The following is an 18,091-nucleotide window of genomic DNA, read 5'->3' as shown; positions in this document are numbered from 1 at the left end:
ATCCGTCCATTGAGGGCGGATCCTTTTTTGCATCGCGGTCCACGTGACCGGCAAGGTTCTTGGCACCGATTGGTACGAGTGCGAGCTCGACGGCAAGACGGTCTACATGAGCGACGACTGGCTTGACCCTGAGCTGCCGCAGGTCAAGAACCGCGCGCGGGTTTTTGTGTCGAAGGCGCAATGGTGCATGATCGTTTTACCGCCCATGCATGCGTGGCGACTATGAAAGACAAAACAGCCACTATTGTCTTGCATGGTCGACACATATCGGGCGCCCCTCGTCATGTTCAATCCTGTACGCAGGTATACAATAGCTCGAGGTGTTTATCGAGCGATTGGATGCGAAATGGTGCGCACGAAGAGCCCCGGCCTTGTTCCACCCCCCCCTCCATCATTTGGCCTGTACTGCTTGTATTGAGCGCCGCATTTCTGCTTACGGGAGCCTTTACTAACGAATTGTGGTTTGACGAGAGCTTCTCAGTTGCTATGGCGACCCACTCGTTTGCGGAGATTTGGGACATTGGTGCTTTGGACGTTCACCCTGTGCTGTACTACTGGATGCTCCATCTGGTGAACGTAATTTTTGGAACGAATTTAATCGTCTATCGCGTGGTTACGTTGCTTCCAACGTTCTTGTTCGCCGTGCTGGGCGCAACGGTCGTTCGACGGGATTACGGCGATATTGCCGGTCTGCTGTTTGCCGTGATGTCCGTTATGTTGCCGCACGCCTCGTCAATGTCCGTGCAGCTTCGCATGTATTCTTGGGCTGCTTTTTCGATCGGGGCGTGTTTCCTGTGCGCGCTGCATATCAAAAAGCTTTCCGATGCAGGCGCCCGACGCCCGACGCGCCTTTGGGTTCTTTTTGCCCTAGCGAGCCTCGCCTCGGCATATTTGCATTATTTTGGTGCCATTGCCGCATTCATTATTAACTTGCTGCTCATGATTCATCTGCTGCGCGGCGTTGCGGCAAAGTCGGAAAATGCTCAATCCAACATGGGCGCATTTGTGGTATCGACCGTATGCCAGCTTGCCTTGTACGCCCCGTGGTTACTTAAACTGTTGGACCAGCTCTCCGTGGTATCAACGTCTTATTGGATTAAGCTCACGCCCGCCCGCCTTGCTCAAATGATGGTATATCCGCTCGTTTCGACCCAGATGCTCGATGAGGCTCGTGGTCTGAGCGGTGGCATGTTCCAAATGGTTGCGCTGGTGTTCCTTGCGCTTGCTGCTGCGCTTCTGCTTCTACTTGCCTTTCTGTTTATCAGGTTTTGCATGATTTCATTGAGGCCGATGGCACGCGGGTCCCATTGTCGCGTGCAGCGCTCGGATGATTGGGCCGTCGACGTTTGGTGGGGCGTTGCAGTGTATGCAGGTACGGTGGCGTTCGCCTTGGCTGCTTCGGTGCTTCTGGCATCCCCTATAGCTGTTGCTCGCTACTTTTACGTTGCGTTGCCGCCTTTGCTGCTGGCCATCTCTATCGTTGCGGCAAAGCTTTTGGGTGTGCGTGCAATCGCCTGCGGCTGTGCGGCGCTCATCGCTGTGGGGCTATATGGCCAGGCGGTTTTTGTGGTCGCCGGGTATTCCCAGCTCAACAATGAGCCGATTGACTATCTCGAGGCGGTGGCGCACACCTACGATAACGATGGTGAGCCCACCGTTATTTCAAGTAATATTATGTGTGCAGGAACGTATGCGGTGATGTGCGACGATGTGCCGCAGACGTTCATTGCCCCCGATACGGGTATCGGCCGCGCGTACCGCGTGTACGCGCCCGTTATGTCGTTTGCGGCACATGTCGAGGAGGTCCTGAGTGCCTCCGGGCGATTTATTGTGGTGCTTGATGAAGACAATGCGGAGGAAAACGACGTATACGAGGTCACGTCGCTTGCAGATGACCTCGTGGCGACCGGTGCATTTGAGGTGGTTGAGGGAAGGACGTTCTATCGTCCGTACGAGCGGAACAACTATACGGTTACCGTGCTTGAGCGCATGCAATGACACGTGGCTTTGGCCACGGTTGCAGCCATGCTCGCCCCCGTTTTCCGTAGGGAATGCGGAGGCGTTGCACGTGGGAAGGGGTGCGGTTGACTCGCGGACGGGTCGACGGGCCAACGCGGCAGCTTATCGCGTGCGAATGGTGGTGGAGTACTGGGAGAAAGTCTCGGGCCGTTGACGCGTCTCGGTGTATTCGACCATGATGCCCTCAAGGTCAAATGTGTGGCTGCGCATAACCGAGACGGCGTTGAACCCATCAAGATCGATGCAGCGCTCGTCCTGCTCGGTTACGCCTTCAACGGTGATGATGCGGCGGCTTGTGGCGATTTTGATTCTGCGCTCCCCCTCTAAAAAACGATAGATGCCGCCCTCTACGATCGGGGGCGTGAGCCCCTCAACCACCGACGAGAGGTAGTAGCTTTCGTCGGTCGAGAGAGCCTTGCCGTCGGCGATGCGGACGCGCAGCACGTGCGTGAGCTCGCTTCCTGCAGGAAAGCCCGTCAGACGGGCGAGGTCTTCGTCTGCCGTGAGGTCCTCAAGTACCAGGCATCGCGTGGTCGGCGTGAAATTGAGGCGCGCTGCCATCTCGTTGAAGGTTTCAAGCCCGTCGTAGCCGCGGCTTACGTCGAGCGTGGGGTCGCGGATAACGCGCACGCCCTTACCCTGCTGCGACTGCACATAGCCGTCGGACGCGAGCTCGGCGAGCGCCCGCCGTACCGAGCTGCGCGAGCAGCTGTACCTGCCCGTAAGCTCGTTTTCGGAGGGCAAAAACGCGCCATACGCAATATCTCCGCATTCGATGCGGCCTTTGAGATCTTGATAGATGTCTTGGTAGACCGATTTAGGCATGATGACCCCACGTCCGTGCGAGCTTACCTTGTTTGAGCTTGTACGAACATGATACTGCAACAGGGCGCGCTGGTGTACGATCGCGCATGCCGTCGACCATCAGCATGGAAACACGTTCACCGGTAAAAACCGACCGTTCAGGGAAGGTCCCTTCTCAATAATTAACTTGTACGAACAAGTAAGCAATTATGCTGCCACACAACTTGTACGAACAAGCAATCCCGTAAAGGCGCCAAGGGATGTTCGCGCAGGTGGCACGTAGCGCCCCGCAAAGGACGGGACGCACGAGAGGGGAAAGGAACTTCCTGCCATGATGCAGAAGATTCAGAAGTTCGGAGGTGCGATGTTCACCCCGGTCATGCTGTTCGCGTTCGCGGGCGTCGTGATCGGATTTGGCACGCTCTTCACGACCGAGGTCATCTTTGGGCCTCTCGCCGCATCCGACACCATGTGGTACGGCGTCTGGAATGTCATCCTTCAGGGTGGTTGGACCGTCTTCAACCAGCTGCCGTTGCTATTCGCCGTGTCGCTTCCCATTGGCCTCGCCAATAAGCAGAACGCTCGTTGCTGCATGGAAGCTCTTGTGGGCTACCTCACGTTCCAGTACTTCGTGAGCACGCTGCTCTCGCAGTGGGGCGGCTTCTTCGGTGTCGACTTCGCCGCCGAGGTGGGCGGAACGTCCGGACTTGCCATGATCGCCTCGATCAAGACGCTCGACATGGGCATGATCGGCGCTCTCGCTGTCTCCGGCATCGTGATTGCCATCCACAACAAGTTCTACGAGGTCGAACTGCCCGAATGGCTGGGCGTCTTTGCCGGTTCCACCTTCGTCTACATCGTCACGTTCTTCGTGATGCTCCCGGTTGCCTTCCTTGCCTGCCTCGGCTGGCCCCATGTCCAGGACGGCATCCGTGCCTTCCAGGGCTTCGTGGCAACCACCGGCACCTTGGGCGTGGGCGTGTTCGCCTTCCTTGAGCGCGCTCTCATCCCGTTCGGTCTGCACCATCTCATGTACAGCCCGTTCTATTATGACAATGCCGTGGTCGACGGCGGCATCTACACCGCCTTCGCCACCGCACTGCCCCAGATCGCCGCATCCACCGATTCGCTCAAGGAGCTCGCTCCCTACGCCGCCTTCACTTGTTCCAGCTGGTCGAAGATCTTCGGTTGCCCGGGCATCGCGCTTGCCTTCTACGCCACCGCCAAGCCCGAGAAGAAGAAGGAGCTGCTCTCCCTGCTCATCCCCATTACCCTCACCGCGATCTTCTGCGGCGTGACCGAGCCCATCGAGTTCACCTTCCTGTTCATCGCCCCGCCGCTGTTCCTGGTCCACTGCATCATCACGGCGTTCCTCGCCATGGTTATCAACATGGTCGGCTGCGTGGGCGTGTTCGCCGGTGGCCTCATCGAGATCAGCTCGCTGAACTTCATTCCGCTCATGGCCAATCACTGGCAGCAGTACCTCATGACGCTCGCCATCGGCCTCGTCTTTACCCTCATCTGGTTTGTGGTCTTCCGCTTCCTCATCCTCAAGTTCGACTTCAAGACCCCTGGTCGCGAGGATGATGCCGAGGAGGTTAAGTTCCGCAGCAAGGCCGAGTACCGCGCCGCCAAGAATGGCGAGCTCGCCGATGCCGTAGGCGTCGAGATCGACGAGTCCGACCCCTACGCGGTCATGGCTGCGGCCGTCCTCGAGCTGCTCGGCGGTGCGGACAACATCGTCGACGTGACCAACTGCGTGACCCGTCTGCGCGTCAACGTGAAGGACGAGACCCTCGTGGCCGACGATCCCGACTTCAAGTCCATTGGTACGAGCGGCATCGCCAAGAACGGCAAGGGCATGCAGGTCATCATCGGCCTCAAGGTGCCCAAGGTCCGCGATCGCTTCGAAGCTCTTCTCTAAGGGGTGGGCAGACGCCGGGCAGTGACGCCTTACGTCTCCCAAAACACGCCGACCATCACGGGGCCGCCCGTCCCAGCACAACCGGGCACGCCATTTTGGTACCAACCGGGCGTCGCACGTGGCCGCGGCGGCGCCCCCACAACAGGTAGGCGGCCGGATCCAGGAGGGATCAACCATGGCAAAGTCCAGCTACGCAGTAACCATCGCCGGCGGCGGCTCCACCTTCACCCCCGGCATCGCGCTGATGCTCCTCAAGGAGCACGATCGCTTCCCCGTGGACAAGGTCATCTTCTACGACAACAACGCCGAGCGCCAGGAGATCGTGGCCAAGGCCTGCGAGATCTACTTCAAGGAGAATGCGCCTGAGCTCGACTTCTCCTACACCACCGACCCAGTGGAGGCATTCACCGGCATCGACTTCGTCCTCGCCCACATCCGTGTGGGCCTCTACGCCATGCGCGAGCTCGACGAGAAGATCCCGCTGAAGTACGGATGCGTGGGCCAGGAGACCTGCGGCGCCGGCGGCATCGCCTACGGCATGCGTTCCATCGGCGGCGTCATCGAGATCCTCGACTACATGGAGAAGTACTCTCCCAACGCCTGGATGCTCAACTACTCCAACCCGGCCGCAATCGTGGCCGAGGCCTGCCGCGTGCTGCGCCCGAACTCCAAGATCATCAACATCTGCGACATGCCCATCGACCTCATGGACAAGATGGCCGTCATGTGCGGTCTTGAGGATCACCGCGACCTGCAGTACAGCTACTACGGCCTGAACCACTACGGCTGGTTCACCAAGATCTTTGACAAGCAGGGCAACGACCTCATGCCCGAAATCAAGAAGCACATGGCCAAGAACGGTTACCTCGACGGCATCAGCCACGAGGAGGGCCAGGAGCAGCATATCGACGAATCCTGGATCCACACCTTCGGCAAGGCCAAGGACGTCTATGCGCTCGACCCGGAGACCATCCCGAACACCTACCTCAAGTACTATACCTTCCCGGACTATGTGGTTGAGACCTCCAACCCCGAGTACACCCGCGCCAACGAGGTCATGGACGGCCGCGAGAAGAAGGTCTTCGGCGCCTGCCGCAAGGTGATCGAGACCGGTACCGCCAAGGGTGCGGGCTTCGAGGCCGATGCGCACGCCACCTACATCGTCGACCTGGCCTGCGCCTTGGCCGAGAACACGGGTGAGCGCTTCTTGCTCATCGTCCCCAACGACGGTGCCGTGTCAAACTTCGACGAGACCGCCATGGTCGAGGTCCCCTGCATCGTGGGCTCCAACGGCTACGAGAAGATCTGCCAGGGCAAGGTCCCGCAGTGGCAGAAGGGCATGCTCGAGCAGCAGGTCTCCGTCGAGAAGCTCGTCGTCCAGGCCTGGGTCGAGGGCTCCTACCAGAAGCTGTGGCAGGCGCTGACGCTCTCCGCCACCATCCCGTCCGCCAAGGTCGCCAAGCAGATCTTGGACGAGCTCATCGAGGCCAACAAGGGCTTCTGGCCCGAGCTCAAGTAGTCGACTTCCCCAAGCACCGCACCTCGCCCCTCAATCGTCGGGCGCCGCTCGCAAGGCGTGCGCCCTCCTCTTTCAGGGCGATCTGCGGCACTTGGGAAAGCCTTAAAAACCCTTGAGGTGGCATGGTTGCGTGTTGGCAGGCGAAAGGATGTATTGGGCATGGCGAAGAAGACGAGGGCGCAGGCTGCGGCGGCTGGTACGAAGGCCGATGTTCGGCGCGAGGGGCGCTCGGGCGTGCAGGGCCAAGTAGCTCGCAACGGAGAGACGGCGGGCGCACGCAAAGCCAATGCCCCCGGCGATCGTCAATCCTGGTGGCTACCGGCACTTGACGAGGAGAACTTGCCTGGCCGTGAGCAGCTCACGAAGCGCATCTTCACGACGGTCGAGGTCGTGCTGTGCCTTGTGCTGGTGGGGTCGGTCGCGGTGTTGTCCATGACGGGCGGTGGGCTTTCGGCCGAGGGCCTGCAAGCGACGTTCGCCGAGAACCCCGCCGCATCGATCACGCTCATCGCCGCGTGCCTGCAGCCGTTCGTGGCGTATTTGCTGCGGTTCGTCTACCGTCATTACGCGCAGGGGGACACGGGCTATGCCGTGTCGAACCTCATCGCGCTTCTGTGCGCCGAGATGCTCCTGCAAAATATCGTGGGAATCGCCGGTATGGCCGTGCTGCTCTGGCGCACGTGGAGGCGCGGCTCCGAGGGCCTTGATGCCTGGCGTGCGCATCGTGGCGTCGGCGGCATGCTCGTCGATATCTCCGGAGCCCTCGTGGTGCTGGCGCTCGCCGGTATCTGCTTCTTCGCGAGCACGCGCCTTGGCGTGTAGCGGACGGCAGGCACCTTGGGCGCGCCTCTGCATTTGGAACTCTCGCGAAGTGAGTCGGCGCTGAGTACAATATGGTGCTGTGAACGCGCCCGTCTGGATGGCGGGCGCGTTTTTCGGCAAATCGAGCGCAAGGGGATACGCATGGCTCAGCAGCGCGACATGTTCGACGACATTATCGATATCAGCAAGGGCATCGATGCGCTCAAAAACCCGTTCGGCGGCATTACCGACGCGCTGATCGGCACGGTGGACGATTCCAAGCCGCATTGGAACCCGGCGGATTACAAGGAACGTCCGCGTGTGAACTGCATTCCATGCCTGGCCTGCAAGTCCGACAAGAGCGGCTGCCGCGCGTGCATCGACGTGTGCCCCGTTAACGCCATCGAGATCGAGGACGGCGCCATCGACGTGCTCGACAGCTGCCGCAAGTGCGGCCTGTGCGTGGCATCGTGTCCCACGGAGGCGTTCGTGAGCCCGCGCCTGCAGCCCAAGAAGGTTTACGACGCCGTGGCTCGCGCGGCGACCGCTCACGAGACGGCCTACGTCACCTGTACGCGTGCCCTCAAGCGCGTCCCGCGCGAGAACGAAGTCGTGCTTGCCTGCGTGGGCGATGTCACGCGCGAGACGTGGTTCTCCATCCTCACCGATTTTCCCAACGTGAGCGTGTACCTGCCGCTCGACATCTGCACGGCCTGTCGAAACGCCGCGGGCGAGGAGATGCTCGGCGAGGCCATCGCGACTGCCGAGGAGTGGGCCGGTCGTGGCATGGGTCTCGAGGTCGAGCCGAAGGACCTTGTGTGCAACAAACGCCGCGAGTACGAGCGCAAGGAGTTCGTCGACAACATCGTGCGCCAGACGGGTCTGACGGTGTCCAAGCTCACGCCGGCGACCGCTGCCGTGGCAACCGTGACGCAGCGCATCCGCGAGCATTCGAGCCGCGTGAGCGCGCTGGAGAAGACTCTCAACACCGCCTGCGGGACGACGTCGCAAAAGCGCCGCCGCGTCCTCACCCAGGGTCGCCAGCTCATGCTTTCCACACTTCAGCAGCACCCGGAGCTCGCGGAGAACGTGCGGGTGCAGATACCCGAGTGCGACCATGACAAATGCACCATGTGCGGGGATTGCGTCGCGGCGTGCCCCGTGTTCGCATGCGATCTGCTCGCAAGTGGCAAGCTCGCCATTGAACCCACGTATTGCATCGGCTGCGGCCTGTGCGCCGAGGTGTGCGGCGACCACGCCCTCACGATGGTCGAGCGCGATGGCGCCGAGCTCGTGGTTCCCGATCCCGAGGCCGAGCGCAAGGCGAAGCTCGCTGCGGAGGCCAAGGCCGAGTATGCCGAGGCTAAGGCCCAGGTCAAGAAGACCGTGGACAAGGTCCTCGACAGCGTGGAGAAGTTCGCGGAGTAAGGGACGCGGAAATAATTCGTACGACCCCGCGCTTCTGGCTCGATCTTGAGACAACATATCAGCTGAAGATGCTCGAGAGCCGGGAAATGCCCGAAGTGCGAGCGCTTGCCTGATGTGATTACCCTACATATGGTCAAATAACGCCAAATGTAGGGTAATACTCGATTAAAACTCGCGAGAGTTAACTTTCGCGGAGCTTTCACGGGGATGCATCCGCAAAAATGCCGCGAGAGTTAACTCTCGACAAGGAGTAGGCAGATTTGCAGCAAGATTGCAGGGAGGGATTGCGGTAGAGGGATTGCGGCGGAGGGATTGCGGGGCCGCGCGGCGCGAGGGGCTTGACCCCCGCGTCTCTTTGCTATGTCAACGGGCTATAATAACAAGGTTTACATGTTAACGGCGCCATATGCGCCGCGTTGAGTAAAGGAATCCCATGGCACTCTCCATCGGAATCGTCGGCTTGCCCAACGTGGGCAAGTCCACGCTGTTCACCGCCCTTACCAAGAAGGGCGGCCTGGCCGCAAACTACCCGTTCGCCACGATCGACCCCAACGTGGGCATCGTCGATGTCCCGGACGACCGCCTGCAGGCGCTCGCCGACATCGTGCATCCTGGTCGCATCGTTCCCGCGACGGTCGAGTTTGTCGACATCGCCGGCCTGGTCAAGGGTGCCGCCTCCGAGGGCGCAGGCCTGGGCAACCAGTTCCTGGCGAACATCCGCGAGTGCGATGCCATCTGCCAGGTGGTTCGCTATTTCAAGGACCCGGACGTCATGCGCGAGGCCAACCACACGGGCGATTTCGTCGACCCCGCGAGCGATGCCGAGACCATCATGACCGAGCTCATCCTGGCCGACATACAGTCGCTCGAGAAGCAGCTTCCCAAGCTCGAGAAGGAGGCCAAGCGCGACGCCGAGCTCAAGCCCAAGCTCGAGATCGCCAAGCGCCAGCTCGAGTGGCTCAACGAGGGCAACCGCGCCGCCACGCTCGAGATGACCGACGAAGAGCGCGCCGCCGCCAAGGGCCTCTTCCTGCTCACCATGAAGCCCATGCTCTATGTGGCCAACGTCGACGAGGACATGCTGGGCGAGGAGCTCGACCCCATCGACGGCGTCGTGCCCATCCCAATCTGCGCCAAAGTGGAGGCCGAGCTTTCCGAGCTCGACCCCGAGGAGGCCCAGATGTTCCTGGCCGACCTTGGGCTTGAGCGCTCGGGTTTGGAGACCCTCGCCCAGGCGGCATACAAGCTCCTCGGCCTGCAGAGCTTCTTTACCGCGGGCGAGATGGAGGTCAAGGCTTGGACCGTGCGCCAGGGCGCCACGGCTCCTCAGGCCGCGGGCGTGATCCACACCGATTTCGAGCGCGGATTCATCAAGGCCGAGACGATCGCGTACGACGATTACGTTGAGCTCGGCGGCGAGAAGGGCGCCAAGGAGGCGGGACGTCTGCGCATGGAGGGTAAGGACTACGTCATGCAGGACGGCGACGTCGTTCACTTCCGTTTCAACGTGTAAGGAGGGGCTGTAATGTTCTCGTTTGGCAAGAAAAATGGCACAAGGGCCATGGTGGCCATCATGCTTTCGTTCATCCCGCTGATCGCGGTGCTGATGGTTTTCCCGCAGCTCGGCGACCAGGTTCCCATGAAGGTCAGCTCCGCGGGCGAGGTTCTGCGCTGGGGCTCCAAGTGGGAGCTCATGCTCATTCCGGCTTTTGGCTTCCTGCTTTCGGGTGCCACGATCGCCACGGGCATCAAGAACGCCAAGAGCTATCGCGATGATAAGACCCTCGCCGTCATCACCTTCCAGCGTGCGGTCCGCAATGCGACGGTCCAGGGAATCGTCTTCATCGTCGCCACGGGCATTATCCTGTACGGCGTCTATACCGGCTCGGGGATTGGCATCTAATCCGATCGCGTGGAGAGCTTTGTCGTCCATTGTGGACGCTAAAACGCTTCAGGCCGCATAAAACTGCTCATTGGCACCCCATATCGGGTGGAAACCCGTTACAATTTTTCCTAGCTATGCGCCGCGGCCGTGCTTTGCGCGGCCGCGCATTGTTGGGGGAGATATGGAAGGGAAGCCAATGTTCTCTCTGCACAAGACGAGGGGTGGCGTGCATCCGCCCCAGTGCAAGGATATGCGGGATTTTGCCTGCACGTCCATCACGTCGCCCGAGCGAGTGCTCATTCCGCTGAATATGCACATCGGCGCGCCGGCGAGTCCGGTGGTGAGCGAGGGCGACCATGTATATGTCGGCACGTTGATCGGCCAGGTCGAGGGCCTGGGCTCCCCGATCCACGCGAGCATTTCCGGCACGGTCGCCAAGGTGGCGACCGAGCAGCTGCCCACGGGCGCGACCGCACCCGTGGTGGAGATCGTCTCCGACGGCAAGATGGAGGCCGACCCCGCGCTCAAGGCGCCCGAGTACACCACCAAGGAGGAGTTTATCTCCTGCGTGCGCGATTCCGGCATGGTGGGCCTGGGCGGTGCCTCGTTCCCCACGTGGTTCAAGATGCGCGCCCCGCAAGGCAAGAGCTTCGAGTTCCTCGTGGTCAACGGCATGGAGTGCGAGCCCTACATCACGAGCGACTACCGCCAGATGATGGAGCATACCGAGCGCGTCGTCGACGGCGTGTTCCGCACCATCGAGGCGCTCGAGATTCCCGCCGCCGTCATCGGCGTCGAGGATAACAAGCCCGAGGCCATCCTCGAGCTCCAGCGCGTGGTCAAGGAGAAGGGTCGCGAGGACCGTATCGAGGTCATGTCGATCCCCACCAAGTACCCCGCCGGTGGCGAGAAGGTGCTCATCAAGGCCACGACCGGCCGCGACGTCCCCGCCGGTGGCCTGCCCATCGATGTGGGCTGCCTCGTGGTCAACGTCACCACCATCTCGCGCGTGGAGCAGTACTTCCGCTATGGCATGCCCCTCACCTGTAAGACCGTCACGGTCACGGGCGACTGTATCGCCAAGCCGGGCAACTATCGCATCCCCATCGGCATGAGCGTCCGCGACGTCATCGAGGCCACGGGCGGTATGGTCAAGGAGCCCAGGAAGATCATCATGGGCGGACCGATGATGGGTCGCACCATCACCGATATCGATTGCCCGATCATCAAGGCGAACAACGCGATCGTCGCCCTGCACGACGCCGCCGTCCTGCCCGACGAGACCGCCTGCATCCGCTGCGGCCGCTGCGTGCGCGCCTGCCCGCTGTCGCTGTCGCCCTTTGCGCTCGACGGCGCCTCCCGCAGCCATGATGTGGTCGCGCTCGACGAGCTCGCCGTTATGAACTGTATGGAGTGCGGCTCCTGCGCGTACGTGTGCCCGGCGCACCGTCGCATTACCGCGGCAATCCGCGAGGGCAAGGCCGTCTACCGCGGTGAGGTTGCGCGCCTGACCGCCCCGGCCAAGCCCGCCGTCCCGTCCGAGAAGAAGGAGGCGTAAACCATGAACCTCATCAACGAGGCCTCGCCTCACTTCCACGGGAAGGGCTCCACGCAGTGGATCATGGGTATGGTGTGCCTGTCGCTTGTACCCACGCTCGTGGCGTCTGTGTTCCTTTACGGCCTCGGCGCTCCGCTGCTCGTACTGGTCTGCGTCGCCACTGCGCTCGTGACCGAGCACGTGTGCTGCAAGCTCATGCACCGTGAGAGCACTGCGGGCGACCTGTCCTGCGTGGTCACCGCCATGCTGTTCGCCTTCACCCTGCCTGCCGACTGCGGTTATTTCCCGGCCATCCTGGGCACCGTGTTCGCCGTTGCCGTGGTCAAGATGTTGTTCGGCGGCATCGGCTGCAACTTCGCGAATCCGGCGGTCGCCGGCCGCGTGTTCATCATGCTCGCCATGCCCATCGCCCTGGGTGCCTACCCCGACATCATGGGTCGTCCGCTCGACGCCATCACTGGCGCTACCCCGCTTGCCATGAACGCTGCGGGCGCTGAGCCCTACAGCTATATGGACATGATGTTCGGCATGCACGCAGGCGCGCTTGGCGAGACCTGCATTATCACGTTGCTCGCGGGCTACGTGTTCCTGCTCGTGCTGCGTGTGGTCGACGCCTGGGCGACCGTGCCCTTCATCGCCACGGTTGCCGTTATCACGGGCCTGGCCGGCCAGGACGCCATCTACCAGGTTCTCTCCGGCGGTCTTGCGCTCGGTGCCTTCTACATGGCTACCGACTACACCACCACGCCCATGACGCCGAAGGGCAAGATCATCTTCGGCATAGGCTGTGGCGTCATCACCGCGCTCGTGCGCCTGTTCGCCTCCGCCCCTGAGGGCGTGGCGTTCTCCATCCTGTTCATGAACATGTTCACCCCGCTGATCGACCGCTACACGCGTCCTCAGCCCGCTGGAGGTGTGAAGCATGCCCTCGTCTAGCAAATGTCCCCTGGCACGTCGCCGCAACGGTGCCATCTTCTCCGCGTTCGCGGTCCTGCTCGTCGCGCTTGCGTGCGCGGGCGTGCTTGCGGGCACGCATTACGGCCTGACCGACGCTTTCACCGCCTCCGATGCCGCTCTTGACGAGGCGAAGGGCGGCGCCCAGCGCAAGGCGTTGTTCCCCGATGCCGGATCCTTCGAGGCCCAATCTGCTCCTGCTGTTGAGGGCCTGAATTCCGTGTACCGCGCCGACAACGGCGAGTGGGTCTTTGACGTGACCTCCTCTCAGGGCTACCACGGTGATGTTGAGCTCATGGTGGGCATCAACGCCGATGGCACCGTGGCGGGCCTGCAGGTCGTCGCCGAGGACGAGACCGACGGCATCGGCACCAACGCGCTCACCGAGGAGTACTTCGGCGGTTTCGCGGGCTCTCCCGCCGCCGGTGAGCTCACGGTCGAGGAAGCGGGCTCGGGCCAGACCCACGTCGACGCCGTCTCCGGTGCGACCTTCACCTCGCGCGCCGTGGTCGACTGCCTCAATATCGCCTTCGCCGCCTACGCTCAGATGGGAGGCAACTAATGGCCTTGAATGAGAACATCGTGCGCGAGCAGGACGCTCGTATCTCCAAGATGATCCATACGCCCACGTTCCTCGTGGTCGCGGGCGCCCTGCCCGCCCTGTACGCCGCCACCTCGCTGGAGAACGGCGTTGCTATCGGCATCGTGACCGCCGTCGCCATTTTGGTGATGGCCCTCGTCGCCCCGGTGCTGCGTGCCTTTACCGGCGTGTGGTCGCGTTCCGCCGTCATGCTCATGCTGAGCGTCACCGTGGTGACGCTGCTCGGGTACGCCGTGCGCGTGATCGATCCCGTCGTGTTCGAGGCGCTCGGCATCTACCTGCCGCTCGTCGCCGTCAACGCGCTCGTGGTCGCTTGGATCGCCGGCGACGGCCTCGTGGTCGCCCCGGCCAAGACGCCGCTCGCCACCGCCGCCTTCGCGGCCGTGTGCGTGTTCGCGACCCTCGCGTTCGTGGGCTTCATCAACGGCATGTTCACCACCGGCCAGGTCTTCGGTCTCACCATGGGCGAGCTCGCCGCCTCGCCGATCGCCGCCTTCGGCAAGCCCACGGGCTCGCTGCTGGTGCTGGCGCTCGTGGCAGTGTTCGTGCAGTCCATCGAGCAGGTGTGCGCCAAGGGCGCTGCCGCCGATGGCGCCGATGCGGAAGGGGGTGAGCGCTAATGGCGTTCCTCAATGCGCTCTTTACCGCCGCTCTCGATAACAACCTCGTGTTCGCGCAGCTCGTCGGCATGGTGTCCGTCGTGCTGGTGGCCGGCCGCCCGCAGGACTCCTGGTGCTTCGGCGGCATGGTCGCGGTGGCGACCGCCGTCGCCGGCGCCTTGGGCTGGCCGCTGTACACGCAGCTCCTGCAGCCTTGGGGCGTGGCCTATCTGGCCCCGCTCGCGTATGTGCTCGTGAGCTGGACCGCCATCGTCGTCATCGCGACGGTTCTCGGTGCCGGCAAGACCGTGGCGGAACGCGAGCGCCTGCTGCGCGCGTGCCCGATCATCGCCTGCAACGCCGCCGTGCTGGCCGTCTCGCTCGGCAATGCCGCCGCTGCTGAGACCCTCACCTGGGACGCCGCCCTCGGCAGCTCGCTGGGAGCCGGCCTGGGCGTGCTCCTCGCCGTCGTGCTGTTCGCCTTCGTGCGCGACCGCATCGACGAGCGCCTGGTGCCCGCCGCCCTGCGCGGCCTGCCCATTACGCTCGTGACCGCGTCCCTCATGGCGCTGGCGTTCACCGGAGTCGCCGGTATCGCCGGCGGACTGTTCGTGTAAGGGGGTTTGAGCCATGTTCGAATCCGTGTTCTACACCGTGGCGCCCATGCTCGTCCTGGGCTTCGTGGCGGTTTCCGCGGCGCTCGTGCTGTCCGTGTGCGCCGGCGTGCACAAGCACGCCGAGTGGCGCGAGTACAAGGCGGCGCTTGCCGCCGAGGCGGAGGCCGATGCCAGTGCCGCCGAGTTCGGAGCTGACGAGGCCTAGTCGATCCTCCTCTAAGGTCGCCGGGTCCGGAGATGATGCCGCCGGTGCCGATACCGACGGGCCTGGAGATGACGCTACCAGGGCAGCCAGGGGCGCATCGTTTCCATTGCCAAGGCGGTCGAGATCTGGTCGCACCCGCCGACGTCTAGAGCGTCGCTGCCATCGAGAACTTCGCTGTTAGAGCGTCGTTTTCCGCCAACAAGGCATCCATTAGATGTGCCATTGAGGACGATGTCCTCAATGGCACATTTTTTCTTTGGCGATCGATGACCGCGAGGCCTTGGATTGCATCTGCTGCCATCGCAACATCTCTGTCGGCTTGCAAATACACAAATGTTGCCTCAAAACGCGATGCGTGAAGTACGCAAAATCATGTCATCCTTTCTACCTGCTCTTTTGTGATGCCAATATAGCTCTCTACTCGGCCTAACGTGATTTGGGGCAACATTTGCGTATTTGCACGCCAAACGTTCGCTGCAATGACTCTTTGACATGCCGTATGGGCAGCTTAGACGGTCCGTAGGAGAGGGGCCGTGTGTTTGTGAGGGGCGACCATGCGAAGGCGCTTGATTCTCGACGCGATGGTACTCTGTAACAGTTGAAATCAATCAAGGAGGCAGACGTGGCTGATCAGCAGAGTTTGTTCGGGGGTATGACGGGACAGGGAGAGACCGGGGTTCCAGCGCACGTCGCTGCGGACGGCGAGGGCACTGGTGCCCAGATGGTCGCCAACGCGTCAGCCGGTGCCGCCGCGGATGCATCCACCGGCTCTCGGTCCCCCCTTGAGGGCGCCGCCCATGCTCAGACGGTCGACCAGGCGGCGGCGCGTGCGGCCGAGCTGCGCCATCTGCTCGATTACCACGCCTATCGGTACTACGCCCTCGACGCTCCCGAGATTACGGACGCGGCGTTCGACAAGCTCCTCATCGAGCTCCAGCAGATCGAGGCAGCCTATCCCGGGCTCGTCACCCCGGATTCCTACACCCAGCGCGTGGGCGGTTACGTGTCTGAGCAGTTCACGCCTGTCACGCACATGGCGCGCATGTATTCCATGGACGATGCCATGAACCTCGAGGAGCTCGACGAGTGGCTCGCCCGCACGGAAGATGCGCTTGGCGCCGGGCACGTGGCCTACACCTGCGAGCTCAAGATTGACGGCCTCGGTGTGGCCCTCACCTACCAAAATGGCGCCTTTGTGCGCGCTGCCACGCGCGGCGACGGCACCACGGGCGAGGACGTATCGCTTAACGTTCGCACGATCAAGGACGTGCCCATGCATCTCTCCGAGGCGGCGCTCGCGCACATGGGCGCGGACCGCGCGACCCCCATCGAGGTCCGCGGCGAGGTCTATATGCCCAAGGGCAGCTTCGCCCGCCTGAACGCCGAGGCCGACGCCGAGGGCCGCGAGCCCTTCGCCAACCCCCGCAACGCCGCTGCGGGCAGCCTGCGTCAGAAGGACCCCAAGGTCACGGCAACGCGCAACCTCGCTACCTTCATGTATGCCATCGCCGACACGGCGCCGCTGCACGTTGACTCCCAACACGAGTTCCTCGACTGGCTCCGCAGTGCCGGCTTTTCGGTGAACCCCAACGTCGCTCGCTGCACTTCGCCGGCGGAAGTCCACGCCTTCTGCGCCGACGCCCTTGCGCATCGCGCCGACCTCGATTACGACATCGATGGCGTGGTGGTGAAGGTCGACGGATTCGATCAGCAGCTTGACCTGGGCTTCACCGCCCGTGCTCCGCGCTGGGCCATCGCCTTCAAGTTCCCTCCTGAGGAGAAGACAACCGTTCTGCGCGAGATTCGCATCCAGGTAGGCCGAACCGGCGTGCTCACCCCGGTCGCCGAATTCGACCCCGTCACGGTGGCCGGCTCCACCATCGCCCGCGCCACCCTGCATAACCTCGACGAGATCCGCCGCAAGGACGTCCGTCCCGGCGACACCATCATCGTCCATAAGGCGGGCGACGTGATCCCCGAGGTTGTGGGGCCGGTGCTGGACAAGCGCCCCGCCGACGCGCCCGAGTGGGATATGCCCGTTGCCTGCCCCGCCTGCGGCAGCCCCGTCGTGCATGAGGGCGATGAGGTCGCGTACCGCTGCATCTCACTCGACTGCCCCGCTCAGCTCAAGGAGCGCCTTATCCATTGGGTGAGCCGCGGCTGCATGGACGTGGACGGCGTGGGCGACGAACTCATCGACAAGATGATCGAGGCGGGCCTGCTGCACGATGTCGCCGATTTCTACCTGCTCGACGTCGATGCAATCGCCGCGCTCGATACCGGCCGCACCTACGCCAAGGACGACAAGAAGAAGGGCGTAGCCGCGGGCGACTCCATCAAGGTGGGCACCGCTATCGCAACCAAAGTCATGGACGAGCTCATACGCTCCAAGGAGCAGCCGCTCTCTCGCGTGCTGTTCGCGCTCGGCATCCGCCATGTGGGCAAGTCCGTTGCCGAGGTCCTCGCGAAGCGATTCCTCACCATCGACGCGCTGGCCGCCGCATCCGAGGAGGACATTGCCGCGTGTGAGGGCATCGGCCCCAAGATCGCGGCGTCCGTGCGTGAGTTCCTCTCCGTGCCCGAGAATCTCGAGGTCCTGCAGCGCCTGCGCGACGTTGGCCTCACACTCGAGGAGAACCTGGGTGCCGCGGTGGCGCAGGCGGCTCAAGAGACCGGCGTCGATGCCACCCTCGCGTCCGGGCAACCGCTCGCCGGCCTCACCTTCGTGCTCACCGGTACGCTCGTCAACCGCACGCGCGACGAGGCGGGCGCGGCGCTCAAGCTGCTCGGCGCCAAGGTTTCCGGCTCGGTCTCCAAGAAGACGAGCTACCTGGTGGCGGGTCCCAAGGCGGGGTCAAAACTCACCAAGGCAGAGAGTTTGGGCGTGCCTGTGCTCGATGAAGCAGCGATGGAGGCGATTCTTGCAACCGGAGAGGTACCAAATGTGTAGTACCATGCGGTGACATAATTGTCACTTGTACGTTAGGCGGTTGCAGACATGGGGTACGCATCTGACCGCGGTCGCTCGAGGCGCCCTGTGGAACGCGATGAGGAAGCCTACGGGTCCACCGACTGGAACGGCGACGGCGGATATGCCTCCGGCGGGGGATTTGGGTCAAGTCGCGCCTCGGGGAATGGATCCGCAAGAAGGCCGGGCATTCAGCTGGCGTCATCGCG

16 protein-coding genes are annotated in these 18,091 nt (G+C 62.7%); 15 read left to right on the top strand and 1 reads right to left on the bottom strand.

Translation table 11 applies throughout. From position 1 onward, the window contains the following. Positions 1–43 precede the first annotated feature (43 nt). Both ACX9NZ_RS06910 and ACX9NZ_RS06905 read left to right on the top strand, forming a co-directional pair. Entirely contained in the window at positions 44–226 is a 183-nt protein-coding gene (locus ACX9NZ_RS06910; RefSeq protein WP_118652633.1) for a hypothetical protein, read from the top strand. Then, on the top strand, positions 223–1,998 hold the full coding sequence (locus ACX9NZ_RS06905) for a glycosyltransferase family 39 protein (protein WP_407496278.1): 1,776 nt from the start codon (positions 223–225) through the stop codon (positions 1,996–1,998). The genes ACX9NZ_RS06910 and ACX9NZ_RS06905 overlap by 4 nt, the downstream gene beginning before the upstream one ends. 123 nt (positions 1,999–2,121) lie before the next feature. On the opposite strand, the gene ACX9NZ_RS06900 is transcribed toward ACX9NZ_RS06905, so the two are convergent. Beyond that, complete coding sequence (locus tag ACX9NZ_RS06900; RefSeq protein WP_118654345.1) at positions 2,122–2,844, bottom strand: UTRA domain-containing protein; 723 nt, start codon at positions 2,842–2,844, stop codon at positions 2,122–2,124. A 310-nt stretch (positions 2,845–3,154) separates the two neighbouring features. Between ACX9NZ_RS06900 and ACX9NZ_RS06895 the strand changes: the two genes are divergently transcribed. From ACX9NZ_RS06895 to ligA, 13 genes are all read left to right on the top strand, one after another. Continuing rightward, complete coding sequence (locus ACX9NZ_RS06895) at positions 3,155–4,747, top strand: alpha-glucoside-specific PTS transporter subunit IIBC (RefSeq protein WP_407496279.1); 1,593 nt, start codon at positions 3,155–3,157, stop codon at positions 4,745–4,747. Positions 4,748–4,922: 175 nt separating this feature from the next. Further along, positions 4,923–6,266, top strand: coding sequence for a 6-phospho-alpha-glucosidase (locus ACX9NZ_RS06890; protein WP_118654347.1), 1,344 nt, complete (start codon positions 4,923–4,925; stop codon positions 6,264–6,266). A 159-nt stretch (positions 6,267–6,425) separates the two neighbouring features. Beyond that, positions 6,426–7,088 carry a hypothetical protein gene (locus tag ACX9NZ_RS06885; protein WP_233546244.1) on the top strand — a complete coding sequence of 221 codons (663 nt, stop codon included), beginning with the start codon at positions 6,426–6,428 and terminating at the stop codon, positions 7,086–7,088. Positions 7,089–7,229: 141 nt separating this feature from the next. Then, positions 7,230–8,495 (top strand): 4Fe-4S dicluster domain-containing protein, encoded by a 1,266-nt coding sequence (locus ACX9NZ_RS06880; protein ID WP_118654349.1) that lies wholly within the window; start codon positions 7,230–7,232, stop codon positions 8,493–8,495. 433 nt (positions 8,496–8,928) lie between these two features. Beyond that, complete coding sequence (ychF, locus tag ACX9NZ_RS06875) at positions 8,929–10,008, top strand: redox-regulated ATPase YchF (protein ID WP_304291406.1); 1,080 nt, start codon at positions 8,929–8,931, stop codon at positions 10,006–10,008. A 12-nt stretch (positions 10,009–10,020) separates the two neighbouring features. Continuing rightward, positions 10,021–10,398: a DUF1648 domain-containing protein gene (locus ACX9NZ_RS06870; RefSeq protein WP_118654351.1), complete on the top strand. Its 378-nt coding sequence runs from the start codon at positions 10,021–10,023 to the stop codon at positions 10,396–10,398. A 178-nt stretch (positions 10,399–10,576) separates the two neighbouring features. Next, complete coding sequence (gene rsxC, locus ACX9NZ_RS06865) at positions 10,577–11,938, top strand: electron transport complex subunit RsxC (RefSeq protein WP_294160301.1); 1,362 nt, start codon at positions 10,577–10,579, stop codon at positions 11,936–11,938. Positions 11,939–11,941: 3 nt separating this feature from the next. After that, complete coding sequence (locus tag ACX9NZ_RS06860) at positions 11,942–12,874, top strand: RnfABCDGE type electron transport complex subunit D (RefSeq protein ID WP_407496280.1); 933 nt, start codon at positions 11,942–11,944, stop codon at positions 12,872–12,874. Beyond that, positions 12,861–13,454 (top strand): FMN-binding protein, encoded by a 594-nt coding sequence (locus ACX9NZ_RS06855; protein WP_407496281.1) that lies wholly within the window; start codon positions 12,861–12,863, stop codon positions 13,452–13,454. Before ACX9NZ_RS06860 ends, ACX9NZ_RS06855 begins: the two co-directional genes overlap by 14 nt. Continuing rightward, a complete protein-coding gene (locus ACX9NZ_RS06850; RefSeq protein ID WP_294160306.1) occupies positions 13,454–14,113 on the top strand; it encodes an Rnf-Nqr domain containing protein in 660 nt (219 codons plus the stop codon). The genes ACX9NZ_RS06855 and ACX9NZ_RS06850 overlap by 1 nt, the downstream gene beginning before the upstream one ends. Continuing rightward, positions 14,113–14,709, top strand: a complete 597-nt coding sequence (locus tag ACX9NZ_RS06845) for an Rnf-Nqr domain containing protein (RefSeq protein WP_118654355.1) — start codon at positions 14,113–14,115, stop codon at positions 14,707–14,709. Before ACX9NZ_RS06850 ends, ACX9NZ_RS06845 begins: the two co-directional genes overlap by 1 nt. A 13-nt stretch (positions 14,710–14,722) precedes the next feature. Further along, positions 14,723–14,914, top strand: coding sequence for a hypothetical protein (locus tag ACX9NZ_RS06840; RefSeq protein ID WP_118654356.1), 192 nt, complete (start codon positions 14,723–14,725; stop codon positions 14,912–14,914). Between the two features lie 721 nt (positions 14,915–15,635). Continuing rightward, positions 15,636–17,864: an NAD-dependent DNA ligase LigA gene (gene ligA, locus ACX9NZ_RS06835; RefSeq protein WP_407496292.1), complete on the top strand. Its 2,229-nt coding sequence runs from the start codon at positions 15,636–15,638 to the stop codon at positions 17,862–17,864. The last annotated feature ends 227 nt before the right edge of the window (positions 17,865–18,091 follow it).

The organism is Collinsella sp. BM28, assembly GCF_054551995.1.
Note: the sequence above shows the minus strand (reverse complement) of the source record. Positions and strands in the feature narration are given on the sequence as shown.

What these genes read in the sequence shown, in the direction of transcription:
- ACX9NZ_RS06905 (WP_407496278.1), top strand. Translation starts at nt 223, where the DNA reads ATGAAAGACAAAACAGCCACTATTGTCTTGCATGGTCGACACATATCG.
- ychF (WP_304291406.1), top strand. Translation starts at nt 8,929, where the DNA reads ATGGCACTCTCCATCGGAATCGTCGGCTTGCCCAACGTGGGCAAGTCC.
- ACX9NZ_RS06845 (WP_118654355.1), top strand. Translation starts at nt 14,113, where the DNA reads ATGGCGTTCCTCAATGCGCTCTTTACCGCCGCTCTCGATAACAACCTC.
- rsxC (WP_294160301.1), top strand. Translation starts at nt 10,577, where the DNA reads ATGTTCTCTCTGCACAAGACGAGGGGTGGCGTGCATCCGCCCCAGTGC.
- ligA (WP_407496292.1), top strand. Translation starts at nt 15,636, where the DNA reads ATGGTCGCCAACGCGTCAGCCGGTGCCGCCGCGGATGCATCCACCGGC.
- ACX9NZ_RS06900 (WP_118654345.1), bottom strand. Translation starts at nt 2,844, where the DNA reads ATGCCTAAATCGGTCTACCAAGACATCTATCAAGATCTCAAAGGCCGC.
- ACX9NZ_RS06870 (WP_118654351.1), top strand. Translation starts at nt 10,021, where the DNA reads ATGTTCTCGTTTGGCAAGAAAAATGGCACAAGGGCCATGGTGGCCATC.
- ACX9NZ_RS06850 (WP_294160306.1), top strand. Translation starts at nt 13,454, where the DNA reads ATGGCCTTGAATGAGAACATCGTGCGCGAGCAGGACGCTCGTATCTCC.
- ACX9NZ_RS06860 (WP_407496280.1), top strand. Translation starts at nt 11,942, where the DNA reads ATGAACCTCATCAACGAGGCCTCGCCTCACTTCCACGGGAAGGGCTCC.
- ACX9NZ_RS06895 (WP_407496279.1), top strand. Translation starts at nt 3,155, where the DNA reads ATGATGCAGAAGATTCAGAAGTTCGGAGGTGCGATGTTCACCCCGGTC.
- ACX9NZ_RS06890 (WP_118654347.1), top strand. Translation starts at nt 4,923, where the DNA reads ATGGCAAAGTCCAGCTACGCAGTAACCATCGCCGGCGGCGGCTCCACC.
- ACX9NZ_RS06885 (WP_233546244.1), top strand. Translation starts at nt 6,426, where the DNA reads ATGGCGAAGAAGACGAGGGCGCAGGCTGCGGCGGCTGGTACGAAGGCC.
- ACX9NZ_RS06880 (WP_118654349.1), top strand. Translation starts at nt 7,230, where the DNA reads ATGGCTCAGCAGCGCGACATGTTCGACGACATTATCGATATCAGCAAG.
- ACX9NZ_RS06840 (WP_118654356.1), top strand. Translation starts at nt 14,723, where the DNA reads ATGTTCGAATCCGTGTTCTACACCGTGGCGCCCATGCTCGTCCTGGGC.
- ACX9NZ_RS06855 (WP_407496281.1), top strand. Translation starts at nt 12,861, where the DNA reads ATGCCCTCGTCTAGCAAATGTCCCCTGGCACGTCGCCGCAACGGTGCC.